This window comes from Brachybacterium paraconglomeratum, assembly GCF_039541415.1.
Classification (GTDB): Bacteria; Actinomycetota; Actinomycetes; order Actinomycetales; family Dermabacteraceae; genus Brachybacterium; species Brachybacterium paraconglomeratum_A.
Genome location: NZ_BAABGE010000010.1, coordinates 83,418 through 98,625, shown reverse-complemented (window position 1 = coordinate 98,625; position 15,208 = coordinate 83,418). Strand labels below are relative to the sequence as shown.

General features: G+C 70.7%; 11 protein-coding genes. 4 read left to right on the top strand and 7 right to left on the bottom strand.

The features are described from left to right. The first annotated feature begins 100 nt into the window (after window positions 1-100). Window positions 101-1,336, top strand: coding sequence for a sialidase family protein (locus tag ABD893_RS15050; RefSeq protein ID WP_345082098.1), 1,236 nt, complete (start codon window positions 101-103; stop codon window positions 1,334-1,336). Next, entirely contained in the window at window positions 1,333-2,490 is a 1,158-nt protein-coding gene (locus ABD893_RS15045; protein ID WP_345082095.1) for a sialidase family protein, read from the top strand. The genes ABD893_RS15050 and ABD893_RS15045 overlap by 4 nt, the downstream gene beginning before the upstream one ends. A 432-nt stretch (window positions 2,491-2,922) precedes the next feature. Here ABD893_RS15045 and ABD893_RS15040 read toward each other — a convergent pair whose 3' ends face one another. Together ABD893_RS15040 and ABD893_RS15035 are read right to left on the bottom strand one after the other, a co-directional pair. After that, entirely contained in the window at window positions 2,923-5,607 is a 2,685-nt protein-coding gene (locus ABD893_RS15040) for a S8 family serine peptidase (protein WP_345082092.1), read from the bottom strand. 177 nt (window positions 5,608-5,784) lie between these two features. After that, window positions 5,785-6,600 carry a hypothetical protein gene (locus ABD893_RS15035; RefSeq protein ID WP_345082089.1) on the bottom strand — a complete coding sequence of 272 codons (816 nt, stop codon included), beginning with the start codon at window positions 6,598-6,600 and terminating at the stop codon, window positions 5,785-5,787. 54 nt (window positions 6,601-6,654) lie between these two features. Between ABD893_RS15035 and ABD893_RS15030 the strand changes: the two genes are divergently transcribed. Next, complete coding sequence (locus ABD893_RS15030) at window positions 6,655-8,100, top strand: DUF2079 domain-containing protein (RefSeq protein ID WP_345082086.1); 1,446 nt, start codon at window positions 6,655-6,657, stop codon at window positions 8,098-8,100. Here the strand turns inward: ABD893_RS15030 and ABD893_RS15025 are convergent. From ABD893_RS15025 to ABD893_RS15005, 5 genes are all read right to left on the bottom strand, one after another. Further along, window positions 8,078-8,950, bottom strand: a complete 873-nt coding sequence (locus ABD893_RS15025) for a hypothetical protein (RefSeq protein ID WP_345082083.1) — start codon at window positions 8,948-8,950, stop codon at window positions 8,078-8,080. The genes ABD893_RS15030 and ABD893_RS15025 overlap by 23 nt on opposite strands. Before the next feature lie 83 nt (window positions 8,951-9,033). After that, window positions 9,034-10,494 carry an alpha/beta fold hydrolase gene (locus tag ABD893_RS15020; protein ID WP_345082080.1) on the bottom strand — a complete coding sequence of 487 codons (1,461 nt, stop codon included), beginning with the start codon at window positions 10,492-10,494 and terminating at the stop codon, window positions 9,034-9,036. Beyond that, entirely contained in the window at window positions 10,491-11,147 is a 657-nt protein-coding gene (locus tag ABD893_RS15015) for a DinB family protein (protein ID WP_345082077.1), read from the bottom strand. Before ABD893_RS15015 ends, ABD893_RS15020 begins: the two co-directional genes overlap by 4 nt. Then, the gene (locus tag ABD893_RS15010; RefSeq protein ID WP_345082074.1) at window positions 11,144-13,315 is read right to left on the bottom strand and encodes a prolyl oligopeptidase family serine peptidase; all 2,172 of its coding nucleotides are present in this window, start codon (window positions 13,313-13,315) and stop codon (window positions 11,144-11,146) included. Before ABD893_RS15010 ends, ABD893_RS15015 begins: the two co-directional genes overlap by 4 nt. Further along, window positions 13,312-13,908, bottom strand: coding sequence for a hypothetical protein (locus ABD893_RS15005; protein WP_345082071.1), 597 nt, complete (start codon window positions 13,906-13,908; stop codon window positions 13,312-13,314). The genes ABD893_RS15010 and ABD893_RS15005 overlap by 4 nt, the downstream gene beginning before the upstream one ends. 76 nt (window positions 13,909-13,984) lie before the next feature. Between ABD893_RS15005 and ABD893_RS15000 the strand changes: the two genes are divergently transcribed. Then, complete coding sequence (locus tag ABD893_RS15000; protein WP_345082068.1) at window positions 13,985-15,199, top strand: glycoside hydrolase family 3 N-terminal domain-containing protein; 1,215 nt, start codon at window positions 13,985-13,987, stop codon at window positions 15,197-15,199. The last annotated feature ends 9 nt before the right edge of the window (window positions 15,200-15,208 follow it).

Genomic DNA, 15,208 nt, shown 5'->3' with positions numbered 1-15,208 from the left:
CGACCTGCCGCCCTGAGCGGGGCGTCGTGCGAGAAGCTCTTGCGCCCTGACCGCAGGGAGCAAGGTCCCAGAAGGAACCCCCGATGAAGGAGATCACCCGATGGATGCACATCTGACCCGCCGCGGCCTGCTCGGCACGGCAGCCGCTATGACCGCCCTGGGCACCGGTGCCGCCGGCGCGTCCGCCTCCCCCGCCGGCTCCGCCGCCCTGCCCCCGGTGAAGGACCGCGGCCACCGCCAGGGCAGCTACGACGAGCAGGTGCTCGCCGCGCCCGGCGACTGGGGAGTGCTGAACTTCCGGATCCCTGCCCTGGCCGTGGCCTCGAACGGTGATCTGCTCGCCGCCTTCGACAAGCGCCCGGTGCACGGCGACTCCCCGGCCCCGAACTCGATCTGGCAGCGTCGCTCCCGGGACGGCGGCCGCACCTGGGAGGAGCCGACCGTGGTGCGCCAGGGCCTGGAGTCCGAGGTCCCCGGCGAGAAGCTCGGCTACTCCGACCCGTCCTACGTGGTCGATGTCGAGACCGGCAGCATCTTCCTGTTCTGCGTGTTCTCCAAGGACGTCGGCGTCTGGGACAGCGAGTACGGCAACGACGACGCGGACCGTCGAGTCATGAGCGCGAACCTCAGCGTCAGCCATGACGGCGGAGAGAGCTGGGAGCACCGCTCCCTCACCGAGGTCGTCAAGCCCGAGAACTGCCGGGCGATGTTCGCCTCCTCGGGCGCCGGCATCCAGCTGCGCCACGGCGCCCACCAGGGCCGCCTGATCCAGCAGTACGCCGGCTGGTTCCGGAACGACACCGGCGGTGAGGACGTCTCCGCATACTCGGTCTACTCCGACGACCACGGCGAGACCTGGACCATGGGCACCCCCGTGGGCACCGAGCTGGACGAGAACAAGGTCGCCGAGCTCTCCGACGGCACGGTCATGCTGAACTCCCGCGAGCACGTGCGCACCGGGCGCCGCTGGGTGGCGCTCAGCCACGACGGCGGCGCGACCTACCAGGACCTGCACCGCGACGCGTCGCTCGTCGATCCCGGCAACAACGCCCAGCTCACCCGTGCATACCCCGAGGCGCCCGAGGGCTCCGCGAAGGCGAAGGTGCTGCTGTTCTCCCACGCGGACCATGTCCCGAACGATCGCGTGAACGGCACGGTCGAGATCTCCACCGATGACGGAGCCAGCTGGGAGCGCAAGCGGGTGTTCGCACCCGGCGCCTGCCAGTACTCGGTGATCATCGCCGCGGGCCGCGACGAGTTCCTGCTCGCCTACGAGGGAGAGCAGGAGACCATCATGATCGCGCGCCTGGACCTGGACTGGATCCTCTCGCGGTGATCTCCCTCGGCCACAGCCCTGCCCCGGTCCCGGACGACCCGGTCCCGCACACCGTGCTGGCCCGGGCCGGGGAGGGGCCCTGGCCGCGGTACCGCATCGTGGGCCTGGTCCACCTCGGTGACGGCCTGGTCCTCGCGGCCTTCGACGGTCGCGAGACCGGTCAGGACGTCCCGGACCCGACGGGCCTGGTGCAGCGGCGCTCCCTGGACGGCGGCCGCAGCTGGGGCCCCTTCGAGGAGCTGCGGGCCGCGGATCGCGAGGGACGTCAGTGGTACTGCGATCCCAGCTATCTCCACGACCCTGCCTCAGGCCGGGTCTTCGTGTTCCACACCCACGCGAAGGACCGCGGGGTCTGGGATGCGGTGGCCGGCACCGATGACGCGGACCGGAACGTGATGGGATCTGCCGTGGGCATGTCCGAGGACTCGGGCCGCAGCTGGCAGTTCCGCTCCGTGACCGCGATCGTCGCTCCCCCGAAGCTGCTCCGCACCGCCTTCCCGACCTCCGGCGCCGGGATCGTGCTGCGTCGCGGCGCGCATGCAGGCAGGCTCCTGCAACCGTACTGCGGATGGTTCCATTCCGGTGACAGCGGCCCCCGAGACCGTGTGGGCGACAGTCCGACCGATGGTGAGGTGGTGCGTTCCTTCGTGCTCTTCTCCGACGACCATGGCGAGAGCTGGCAGCGCGGCGCTGCGGTGGGTGAGGACATGGACGAGACCACCATCGTGGAGCTCTCCGACGGCAGCGTGCTGCTGAACTCGCGCGATCACGCCCGCGGCGGGCATCGGCGGATCGCCGTCTCGGCTGACGGCGGGGAGAGCTGGGAGGACCGCGGAATCGATCCTCAGTTCGTGGACCCCGGCAACAACTCCCAGCTGGCGAGCCGCTGGCCGGACGCCCCTGCCGGAGACCCGCGGGCACGGGAGCTGCTGTTCACGGGAGCCCACGACCGCTTCGCCCGAATCCGCGGCACCCTGAGCGCCTCGCACGATGACGGGGAGACCTGGCACGAGGTGCTCGTGTTCGAGCCCGGTCCGTTGGACTATTCCGTGGTCCAGGCCCTGGAGGACGGCGCGATCGGTGTGCTCTGGGAGGTCGAGGCCCGCGAGATCCGCTTCGCACGGATCGAGGCAGAGGAGCTGCCCGGGGCCTGAGCCCGCCCCCGCGCCACGCCAGCCCCAGCACCAATCTGAGCCCGGCCCCAGCCTGGCCTGGCCCGGCCTGGCCTGGCCTGGGCTGGCCTGGGCTGGCCTGGGCTGGGCCCAACCCATCCCATCCCATCCCGTCCCATCCCACCTTGGCCCCAATTTGGCGCCCATCTAGCCGCATTCCCGTCAACTACTGGCGATAGAGAGCACGCTCCGGAAATATGACCAGAGCGTGCTCTCTATCGCCAGTACTCGACGCGCCCGACCCAGAACGGACGGGCTGCCGGGCAAACAGGCAGACGAACAGAGGCAGAGGCAGAGGCAGACGGCAGAGGCAGGGGCTGCCAGCAGCCAGCAGACGAACAGAGGGCGGCGGCACCGAGATGGTGTCGCCGCCCTCCGCCTGTGACGCTGGGCCGAGGCTCAGCGTGCCATGACTCAGCGAGCTCCGGGCTTGCCCGGGTTCGGGTTGTCGATCGTGAACTGCGGGGAGGTGAAGGTCTCCCAGTGGTCCGGGTTCGCCGGATCACCGAGCGGCTTCAGCACTCGCAGCTCGAGGATGTAGTCCCCGTTCTTCACGGTCTTGGACTTCTGGTTCTTCAGCGCATAGCTGCCATCCCAGCCGTAGACCTCGGGGGCGGCGGAGCGGCCCAGATGATCCGCGGCGTCGATCAGGCCGACGGAGGGGTTGACCGGCTTGGCCTTCCCTCCCCCGTTGATCGAGTACGCCTGGATCTCCAGCCGATCGACCGGGTAGCCGAAGTAGTACGCGAGGTAGGGGATGTCCCCGTCCTGCATCGTGTACGTGTGGCCGCCCTCGGGATCCAGCAGCACGCCGTCGGCTCCGTCAGAGACGCCGAGGGAGGGCAGGCCCATCCCCTGGGGATCCAGCACCGGCAGCGCCTGGTAGTCACCGGAGAGTCCGGCGAAGGGGACGACGATGTCATCCTCCGCGCCGGTCAGGGTGATCCAGCCGCCGTAGATGATGCCGTCCTCGCCGAAGTCCTCACCGAGGACCACGTCGAGCTCGGTGCTGCCCCCGGCGGGCACGGTCACCGTCTCCGCGCCGGGCTCGGCGATGCCCGGGGCATCGTAGAACGCCGGGTTGTAGGTGGGGTGTCCGGTGGCGATGCCGTGGCGGACGCCAACCTGGTAGGTCTGCTCCGTCTCGGCGTCGTTGTGGACGGTGAGGGTGACAGTCTTCGGGCCGGCCTCTCCCTCGCCGAGGGAGATCGAGGGCTCATCGACGCGGGTGGCGGTGTGCACCGCGCCCACCATGTCCAGCAGGCCCGCACCCTGACGGTGCACCGGCTCGAGGTAGCCGGTCCCCGGGATCAGGGACCAGTCGAGCTGATCGGCGGTGTTCATCATCGCGGTCTTCACCTCTGCCGGGGCGAAGTCGGGCTTCGCCTCCAGCAGCAGCGCGGCGGCGCCGGCGACGTGGGGCGCCGCCATCGAGGTGCCGGACTTCGCGCCGTGGCCACCCTGCTCGAGCGGGATGGTGGACCAGATCGACCCGCCGGGGGCGGCGATGTCGGGCTTCAGCTGCAGCTCGGCGGTGAGTCCGTAGGAGGAGAAGTCCGAGACCATTCCCGCGGTGGGGTTCTCGAGGGTGACGGTGCCCTCCTGCCAGGCCCAGGTGACGTCGCCGGCGGCGAGCGCCTCCTGCAGGGCCAGGCCGTCATCCTGGTTGATCATGACCACGGGGATCGTGATCGCCGGATCGCCCTCGACGGTCGGGTTCACGGCGCCGGGAGCGTTGTTGTAGAGGATGACGGCGTCGTAGCCGGCGGACTGACCGGAGAAGGCCTTCTCGTAGAAGGAGCAGACCCCGCGCTCGACCAACAGCGCCTGGCCCGGACCGGCGGCCGGGGTGACGGCGGCAGGGTCGCAGGCCTGGCCTGCTGCACTGCCCGGGGCGCCGGCGGAGACCAGGGCGAGCTCGCCGGAGGTCGGGATCGCCGGCGCGCCGGTGGCGCCGCTGTAGGCGATCTCGGCGCCGGCTGCGGTCGCGTAGGGCGAGCGGAGGTGGGTGTTGTCCACCGAGGCGACGGTGATCGCCTCGGCGGAGACGCCCGGGGCGCCGCTCGAGAAGGTGCCCGCGACGCCCTCGTTCCCGGCGGAGATCACCATGGTGACCCCGTTGTCGGTCATCACGTCGGACATCTGTGCGGTCGGGTAGTCCTGCCAGGTCACGAAGCTCGCGCCGAGGGACATGTTCACCACGTCGGCGCCGTCCTCCATCGCCTGCTCCATCGCCGCGAGGATCACCTCGGTGCTGCTGGACCCCTCGCAGCCGAACACGCGATAGGAGAGCAGGTCGACGTTCGGTGCCACGCCGAGCACCTCGCCGTCGGCACCGATGATGCCGGCGACGTGGGAGCCGTGGCCGCCGCAGTCGTCGGGGAACTCATCCGGGGAGACGGGGGTCCCCGCTCCGGAGTCGTAGTCATCGCCCACGAAGTCGTAGCCGCCCACCACCCGGTCGCCCGGGAAGTCTGCGGTCTGGTCATTTGTGCCGGAGCCCCCGAAGTCGGGGTGGTTGTAGTCGATGCCGGAATCGATGACGGCGACGGTGACGCCCTCACCGGTGAGGCCGTCGACCTGCTGGACCTGATCCACACCGGTCATCGCGTTGCCGTAGATGTCATTCGGTGCGGCATCGACAGGTTCCGGCATCGAGACCTCGAGCACCGGGTAGACGGCGCTCACGCCGGCGACATCGCGCAGCTTGGCGACGTCGGCGTCCTCCATGGCGACCGACATGCCGTTCCAGCCGGCCACGAAGGTCTCCTCGACCTCCATCGAGATCTGGGCAGCCTCCGCACGCTGGTGGACCTGGTCCTGGGCACGGGAGTTCGCCGAGGCATTGCCGCCGCGGAGCGTGGGGGCGCCCTCGACCTCGACGAGCCAGCGGCCCGGGATCGCGGTCTCGGCCGCATCGAGCACGTCGTCGGGGGTGGGAACCTCGACGCCGAGCTCGGAAGCGGTGCCGAGGAGCTCGGGAGAGCCTCCCTCGGCCAGAGCGGGTGGGGCGACCAGCAGGCCGGCCACGAGGGCCGCACCGGCGCCGGCCGCGAGCGCGCCCCGGGGTCTGGGCAGACGGGAACGGTTGAAGTGCATCGTTGCATTCCTCCGGGGATGGGATGAGCGGTGCGCTGCGCATCATCGCGCCCGGATCCTCCGGCGCGCACCGGCGCTCAGCATTCCATCACGAACTGCCCAGCCGAGGAGGGAGAATCAGCGATTCGAAGCCGAGAACCGAAGAATTCCCGCGGAAGCTGGGGCGGCCTCGGCCGGTCAGGGCGTCGCCGTCTCGCGGACGATCTTGATCTCGTCGGACCCGGGCAGCGAGAAGTCCGTGCCCGAGAGGTGCTCGAGCGCCGCATCCACGTCGGCCTCCTCGATGTCGTCGGCGAGGACGATGCTGAGCATGCTCAGCAGACCGTCGTCGATCTGCAGCTCGGCCTGGAAGCGATGGCCCTTCTGGGTGAAGACGCCACGCACCGGCCAGGTCTGGTGGCGCGGAACCGCGCGCTCGGCGGTTTCGGGCACGGAGAGCCACACCTCTGCAGCTTCCTCGGAGGGACCGTGTGCGTTCGCCTCCGGCAGCTGGGCATGCAGTGCCGCCGCACCGGGAAGGTCCGTACCCTCCGCCGCCAGCAACAGGTCCACGAGGTCCCGGACCGGGGTGGGCAGCTCGCGCTCCTCGACGTCTTCCTCGATCTCCGTGCCGTGCTCTTCCGAGGCCCGGTACGTGTCGAGTGCGTACATCGCGACAGTTCCGGCCGCGCCGAGCGCGGCGAGCACCAGGCGAGGCCGGGAGATCCCGCGGCGGCCCATCGCATCGACGATCCGGGCATCGAGATGCTCGACAAGATCCATCAGGCCGAGCGTCGCGGCGCCGATGATCACACCGTCCAGGCCTCGCGAGAGCATCACCTCCTCCTCGCGCGTGGTGTCAGCGACGAGCAGACCGCTCACCCCTGCCGTACCGATCCGGTACGCGGCGCGCGACCATGGGCCCAGCCGTCGGGGTTCGATGAGGCTGAGCCCGCCGATGGTGGCCGCAGCGGCGGCGGAGCGGAGCAGGGAAGCCGTGGAGTTCGAGGTCATAGGCGAATCGTAGAGCGTGGAGGCTCCTCCGGTCATGGCATATACCCTCGCACCGTGGATACTCCGGCCGACGCCCGCTCCGTGACCCAGCACGGAACAGCGGAGACCCCCGATGCTGGCGGACTCTCGCGACGGCTGGTGCCCGGACTGCTCGCCCTCGCCGCGACCCTCGCCTACGGGATGCTGGGCTCCCAGCAGTTCCACCATCTCGTCGCCCGCTCGTGGGATCTGGGGATCTTCACCCAGCTCGCACGCGCTTACGGGGAGCTGCGTGCCCCGATCGTCCCCATCAAGGGGGACGAGGTGAATCTGCTGGGCGATCACTTCCATCCGCTGCTGGTGATGCTGGCCCCGGTGTGGTGGGCCTGGCCCTCCGGTGAGGCGCTGCTGTGGACGCAGGCGCTGCTGTTCGGGGTGTCCGCGATCCCGCTGACCCGCCTCGCGATCGACCGCCTGGGCCCGGGGCTCGGCTCCCTCGCCGGGGGCGCATATGTGTTCTCCTTCGGGCTGCAGTCCGCAGCATCGGTCCAGTTCCATGAGATCGCCTTCGCGGTGCCGCTGCTGGCGCTGTCGCTGACGGCGCTGCTGCGCGGCAGGGTGCTCGACGCAGTGCTGTGGGCGGCGCCGCTGGTCTTCGTCAAGGAGGATCTGGGGCTCACCGTCGCCCTGCTCGGGGTGCTGATCGCGCTGCGCCACCGCGAGCACTCGCGCGACCGCCGTGCGGGATGGGCGCTGGCCGGGTGGGGCGCGGGGTGGTTCGTGCTGTCGACCTTCGTGCTCCTGCCGCTGCTGAACACTGCCGGTCAGTACGACTACACCGACAACCTCGGCTCCCCGCTCGAGGTGTTCTGGCCGCCGGTGAAGTGGCTGACAGTGCTCATGCTGCTGCTGGTCGCGGGCCTGATCGGTGGCCGCTCACCGCTGATCGCGCTGATGCTGCCCACCCTCGCCTGGCGTTTCACCGGGACCGTCGAGTTCTACTGGGACTGGTACTGGCACTACAACGCGGTGCTGATGCCGATCGCGCTGGCCGCGATGCTGGACGCCCTCGGGGATCGACGCACAGGACGCGCGACCGCCTGGTGGCGGCGGGATGCTCCGCTCCCGGTGCGCCGGATCCGCATCACCGCGGTCGCCGCCTCCGCAGCGGTCACCCTGCTGCTCGGCCCGGCGATGCCGGTGCTCGACGTGCTGCGGCCCCAGCTGTGGGAGCCGACCTGGCGGGCGGAGCCCGCAGCGGAGGCGCTCGCGGCAGTGCCCGACGGGTCAGTGCTCGCGGTGGACATCACGCTGATGGCCCAGGCGGTCCCGGACCATGACGTGCAGTGGCTGCACGGACCCAATCAACGGGTGCCGGACTGCGTGCTCAGCGACGACTACGCCTTCTCCTGGGGCGAGGGCCCGCCGCAGGATCTGCCGAGCTGGGCACAGCAGCAGTGGGACGCGGAGTATCAGACGGAGTTCGAGGACGGCGGCTTCACCGTCGTGTGCCGGCCGTAGTGCTCTGCTGATTCAGCCCCTGCGGGTTCGTTCCCCGCTGGTTCGCTCCGTGATCGCTGGCGCCCTCGCCCTCAGCGCCGCCTGAACCGTTGCCGCCCTCAGCGCCTTCGGGATCGGGATCGGCGGAACTCTCCGGGTTCGTTGCGGTCTCTTCGCCGGTGCCAGCCCCTGGCGTGGTGGAGTCGCCTTGCCCCGGCGTCGAGGAGTCACCGTCCCCGGGAGTCGAAGAGTCACCGTCTTCAGGTGTCTCCTGCCCGGGGTCCGGGCTCCCAGACTCAGGATCGTCGCTCGGCGTCGTGGATTCCGCGGGAGGCGAGGTAGTTCCAGTCTCCGGCGCCGAGGGCGGGGTCGAGCTACCGCCGCCGGAGCCGTTGCCCGGCTTGGTGCCGCCGTCGGAGGAGCCGCCATTGCCGCCGCGGGGCGAGTCATTGCCGGTGGAGCCGTCGTCACGCCCACCCTCGGCCTCACGCTCGGAGTCATCCTCCGCAGGTTCGGTGGGTGCCGGCTGCGTCTCCTCGGGCGAGGCGCTCTCGGTCTCCGCCGGCGTGGTCTCTGCGGCGGGCTCGGTCGGCACCGGTGCGATCGGCGTGCCGGCGGGGTCCGGGGCTCCGCCGCCGTCCGAGGGGGCGGGCGTCGCGGGATCGGTCGCGACGGGGAGCTCGGCGGGGCTCTCCCCGGGGTCACCGGCCAGGGCGGAAAGAGGGCCCAGCCCGGCGGCACCGAAACCGGTCACCGTGCCGACCCCGACGATGCTGGCGATCGCCAGGGCGCGCAGCAGGCCCTGATGGGTCGTCAGCGCTGCGCTGCTGCGAATTCCGGTGGCGCGTCGCCTGCTCGACCCAGACCCCATCGATGCTCTCCCTGACTGTGCCGTCCTGTGTTCGGCTCAGGATACTGGCGCGAACTCTCCTGTGACCTGCCGAGGGGCGGGTCTCACACGGGATCCGCCCGCTCCTGCGAGGAGCGACGGCCACGATGCGGCCGGGGATCAGCACGGGCACGTTCCCACAGCAGCCGCTCCCGCTCGGCGCGCGCCGATTCCAGGCGCAGGCGCCACGGGGAATAGCGCTCTGCGGCGAGCGCGATCTGCAGCCCTCGCGAGAGCGCGAGGTCGGTCGCCGAGACCGGCAGCGCCGCGAGAGCAGCGGCGTGCTCGGGCAGCTGCGCGGCGGTCCCGCAGGCGCTCCAGCGGGCGGCAACCTGCAGGATCCGGCTGCGGGTGTCGAGGATCGAGTGCCGGGCACCGGGAATCTCGAGCAGCCGAGCACCGGGGATGCGGCCGGCCAGCTCGCGGGCGATGCACGGGGGTGAGACGAGGTCCTGAGAGCCGGTGACCACGAGCGTCGGCGCAGTGATCGCCGGGGCCAGCTCATGCAGATTCAGCTGCTCCCCGGTGAACGGGGGCACCGCGCGTGCCTGTTCCGCCTCCAGCAGCAGCGGATCCAACGGGCCGCCGTCCGCGTGATGCCCGGTGCCGAGCTCGGTGTGCAGGATCCGTGCGGTCAGGTCGTGCTCGATCACATACGGGGTGGACTGCAGCCATGCCTGGTTCAGCACCTGGCGGACGCTGGTCCAGGTCAGATGACCACGCCCTACGGCCAGCAGGTCGACCAGGTCCCGCACCGCCTCCGGCCCGCCATGCTCATGGACGGCGAGCACCACCGGCCCCGCCCGCGCAGCCTCGACCGTGCCCTCTCGCGCGAGTCGTCGCAGCGTGCGAGCGGTCGTGTCGGTGGAGGGGTCGGTCCCGTCCCAGTACAGCGCGCGCAGCGCCTCCTGGGCGATCACCTCGTCCCCCGCACCGGTCAACGGAGAGTCCAGCACCAGCGAGTGCACCCGCTCGGGGTGGAAGATCGCGAGCAGCTGCGCGAGATAGGCGCCATAGCCGCTGCCCACCACCGCTGCCTGCGGGACCCGGGCATGGTCGAGCACCGCCACCAGGTCACCCACCACCTCGCGCAGTGCCATCGCATGCGGCGGAAGGTCCTTGCCCTCCGCGTCGAGCCTCGACAGCCCCACTCCGCGATGCTCCATCATCAGCACGTCCAGGCCTCGCCCCGCGAGGCTGCGACGCAGCACGTCATAGGGCAGCACCGAGGCCCGCGCCGGCCCGCCGGGGATCAGCAGCACCGGTGCCTGTGGAGTCGCAGAGCTGTGCGGCTCAATGCTGCTCGAGGCCGTGCTGCTCGAGGCAGTGCTGCTCGCGGCACGGAGGCGACGCGGAACCGTGCGGGCGTAACGCAGCGGGAACAGCCGCGGGTCCTCCGCGGAGAATTCGCGGTAGACCGTCATCAGGTCGTTGCGCAGCTGGAGCAGATCATCCTGGGCGGCCCGATCGAAGAACTCCGACGGCCGGGTGCGGGAGGTGGAGCGGAACCCGGGCAGAGCGATCACTCGCCGGTCCTCCCCGCGAGCAGCTCCACCAGGATGTCGAGCTGCCCGGCATGACGTCCGGTCTCCTCGACCATATGGGTCAGCACCCAGCGCACCGTGCGCACCTCGCCACCACCGTGCAGCTCCTCCCCCGGGTCACGACCTCCCAGCTGGGCCCGCGACTGCTCGGTGGCGCTGCGGTAGTCCTCGCGCGCCTCGGCGAGCGTGGCCCCCACCGGGAGCGCCCATTCGCTGCGGGTGTCATGACCGTCGGACCAGCGGTAGCCGACGTCCTCGAGCGGCACTCCGCCGAGCACTTCACGGAACCAGTAGCGCTCGGTATCGGCCAGATGGCGGAGCATGCCGGTCACGGTGGTCTCCGAGCCGACCAGCCGCCGGCCGGCCTGCTCGTCGCTCATGCCGTCGGTCTTCCACAGCACGGTGGCGCGCAGGAAGTCGAGGAATCCCTCGAGGGTCTCCCGCTCCCCGCCCAGCAGCGGCGGCTCGGGACGCTGCTCGGCGGGCTCGTCGGCATCGATCTGCGCCTGCGCCTGCTCCGCGGCGACAGCATCCCGCTGCTCCGCAGCCAGCCGGTCCACGAGGTCATCCAGCCCTTCGACGGGGCTGGCGGGATCAGCGCCCTGCCCGTCCGGGGGCGGGGCAGGTGTGCTCACGAGGGATCTCCGATGGTGTTCCACAGGAAGGTGTACAGCAGCGCATTCATCCGGGCGGCCTGCTCGTTGTTGGCTGCGCCACCGTGGCCGCCTTCGATGTTCTCCCAATAGCGCACGTCAGCACCCAGGGATTCCATGGCGGCGGCGAACTTCCGGGCATGCCCGGGGTGGACCCGGTCATCTCGCGTGGAGGTGAGCACGAACGTCGGCGGATACTCGGCGCCCTTGCCCTCCTCGAGCAGGTGATAGGGGCTGAAGGTGCGGATGTACTCCCAGTCCTCGGTATCGGGGTCTCCGTATTCGGCCATCCAAGAAGCACCCGCCAGCAGGTGGCTGTACCGCTTCATGTCCAGCAGCGGGACCTGGATGATCACCGCGCCGAACAGCTCCGGGTAGAGGGTGACCATGTTCCCGGTGAGGAGGCCGCCGTTGGAGCCGCCGCGCACGGCGAGATGGTCACGGTCGGTGACGCCGCGCTCGATCAGGTCCTTCGCGACCGAGGAGAAGTCCTCATAGGCGCGGTGACGGTTCTCCTTGAGGGCGGCCTGGTGCCAGCGGGGGCCGTACTCCCCGCCACCACGGATGTTGGCCAGCACGTAGGTGCCGCCGCGCTCGAGCCAGGTCTTCCCGATCGCCCCGAGATAGGAGCGGGTCAAGGAGATCTCGAAGCCGCCGTAGCCATAGAGCAGGGTGGGTCGGGGTGCGGCGGAGCTCGCGCTGTCCGTCTCCTGGATCCGGGTGATCTCGAAGTACGGGATGCGGGTGCCATCGTCGCTGGTGGCGAAGTGCTGGCTGACGTCCAGGCCCTCGGAATCGAAGCGTGCCGGCGCGGACTTGATCAGTGCGAGCTCGCCCGGTTCGCCGCCGTCCGCGACCTCTGCGAGATCGCCGAGCTGAAGTGTGGTGGGTTCGACGAAGTCGGTGACCGTCACCCAGACCTCGTCGCTGACGTCGGCGTCGACCGCGGAGACCCCGATCGAGCCGCGCAGCTCGGGGTAGAGGTCCTGACGCACCCAGGCGCCGTGCTCATCGCGGGTGTGCACTTCGAGCCGGTGCACGACGTCTTCGAGGATCGAGAGCACCACGGTGGTGCGGGTGATGGTCATGTCCGCGAGCGAGGTGGTCTCGGTGGGCTCGAACAGCATGTGCAGCTCGGGCTCGCCTGCCTGGAAGCGCGCGAAGTCGCCGACCACCAGGGACCCGGCCGGGTACACCGCCTCCCCGATCTCCCAGTCGCTGCGCGGGCTGAAGATGCCCAGATCGCGGTGCGCGCTGGCCTCGAGGTCCGCGGGGACCTCGACCGTGGTCAGCACCGGTGGCTGCTGCGAGCGGTCGACCACGTGGATCGTGTCGTTGTAGAAGGCGTGCGCCTCGATCACCCAGTCCCGCTCCCAGCCGGGAGTCGAGTCGTGGGCGGCGAAGATCGCCATGTCGGTCTCGGGCACCTCGTGCACCAGCTGGGCCTCGTCCAGCGGGGTGCCGCGATGCCAGATCCGGGCCTGGCGGGCATAGCCGGAGCTGGTCATGGTGCCTTCGCCGAAATCGGTGGAGGCCCAGACGGTGTCGGCGTCGATCCAGCTCAGCGATCCCTTCGCCTCCGGGCGTTCGAAGCCGCCGTCGGCCGCCGAGACGAAGGCGAGGGTTTCGAGATCGAACTCGCGAGTGACATCCGCGTCGGAGCCGCCGTGGGAGAGGTCGACCAGGGCGTGACGGTAGGGCTCGCCCTCCTGCGGACGCAGCAGGCGCGCGCCGTGCCACACCCAGTCCTCACCCTCGGCCTCGTTGAGCGCATCGACGTCGAGCAGCACCTCCCACTCGGGCTGCTCGGTGCGATAGGAGTCCAGGGTGGTGCGCCGCCAGAGCCCGCGCTCATGCTCAGCGTCGGTCCAGAAGTTGTAGAGGTATTCCCCGCGCTTGGTGACGCCGGGGATGCGGTCCTTGGCGTCGAGGATCTCCCGGATCTCGTCCTGCAGCGTCGCAGCCAGCGAGGCGGCCGCCGGGTCGCGCGGATCGCCGACGCCGTCCAGCTCTGCTTCCGCGGCCGCGTTGCGCTCCCGCACCCAGGCCAGCGCCTCCTCCCCGGTGACCTCCTCGAGCCACTGATGGGGATCGGCGCTGCCATCACGGGCAGGCAGCTGCGGGGCGGGGCGAGAAGCAGGGGCGGTCATCGAATCTCCTGGTCAGGGTGTGAGGGGTCAGTGAAATCTGTAAAGCCAGTGAAGTCAGTCAGGGTGGTCTTCCAGGCGGTCTTCCAGAGCTCCCGGGCCTCGGCGCTCTCGAGGCCCTTGTGCTCGATCCCGAGGGTGCTGCGGCCCTCGTCCTTGGCGGTGATGTTCACCGAGAGCCGGCTCCCGTCGCTCACGGCGACGCGCCAATAGCGCCACGTCGGGGTGTCGCTGAGGCTGGGCTGCTGGAGTCCCAGCGCCTCGCGGCGCGCGGGGTTCATGAAGCCGTCCCATCGCTCACGCACGGAGTCGGGGTCTCCGGGCAGGGTGCGGGAGGCCGACGCGGCGAAGTCGCCCCCGCTGCTCTGACCTGCCACGCGGCGGCCGATGAGCTGTTCGTAGGCGACGGTCACTCCCTGCGCCCACCACTCGCTGATCTCCCACCGCTGCGGCAGCAGACGGGCGATCGCAGTGTGGTCGAGGTCGCGGCCCCCGGCGTCGTCGATCCGCTGCACCCAGGTCGCCAGCGGGGTCCCGGTGCCGGACTCGATCCGCGGGGCATGAGGATGCTCCTGCGGCGGGGTCTCGGTGCTCATAGGGCCACCCTACGGGGCACTGGTTGCTCCGCTCACGTCCCGCTGACATCGGGACCCACCATGGAACACTGACGGCATGCGTCGTCGTCATCTCCTGGCCCTCTCCCCCGCGGCGGCCCTCGCCGCCTGCACGGCGGAGGAACCCTCCCCGAGCCCCGGGGCCGACGGACCCGACGGCACCAGCGACAGCGGCGGCTCCGAGGGGAACACCTCGCCGAAGCCCAGCGAGACGCCGTCGGCCCCCGCCCCCACGGAGCCTCCCACCGCCGCGGAGCTGCTGCTCGAGACCCTCTCCCCGCGCGAGCTCGCCGGGCAGCTGGTGCTGGTGGGAATCCCCGCCGGCTCCGAGATCCCCGAGCAGGTGCTGACCGAGCATCATGCCGGCGGGATCTTCCTGCTCCAGGTCTGGGAGAGCGCCGAGGCCGTGGACCGCACGGTCGCCACGGCGCGCGAGCTCTCCCGCCCTGACCTGCCAGCGCTGATCGCCGTGGATCAGGAGGGCGGGCAGGTGAGGATGCTGCGCGGGGATGCAGCCCGGAAGACCCCGTCGGCCGAGCACCTCGGCGAGCAGGGCACGGAGGCGGTGACGGAGGCCTACACGAGCATCGGTGAGGACCTCGCCGCCCGCGGCATCCAGGTCGCGTTCTCGCCGGTCGCCGATGTGGTCGATCCCGCCCTGGGCAACGCGAACGAGCCCGTCGGCGGGCTGGACCGCGGCTTCGGCACCGACCCGGAGGCGGTGGGTGAATGCGTAGCGGCCGCGACCACTGCCCTTGCCGCCCAGGGCGTCGGTGCGACCCTCAAGCACTTCCCGGGCCTGGGACGGGTTCAGAAGAACACGGACTTCTCCGCCGAGGGCATCGAGGATGAGGTCACCGGGCCCGAGGACCCGTTCCTGCAGTCCTTCCGCGCCGGGATCGAGGCCGGTGCGCAGCTGGTGATGATGTCCTCGGCGATCTATCCGCAGCTCGAGGCGGGGATCCCGGCGATGTTCTCCGCCGCGGCGATCCAGGATCTGCTGCGCGACGGGCTCGGATTCGAGGGACTGGTGGTCACCGACGACATCGGCGCGGCGAAGGCGGTGGCCTCCGTCCCCGTCCCCGAGCGCGCCACCCGCCTGCTGGAGGCCGGAGGCGATGCGGTGCTGACGGCCGACGCCTCGCTCACCGGAGAGCTGGTCGATGCGATCGAGAACTGGGCCGCGCAGAGCCCGGAGCAGGAGCAGCGGGTGCGGAAGTCCGCGGGCCGGATGCTCACGCTCAAGGAGCAGCTGGGGCTGCTCCGGGAGTAGCCCGGCAGG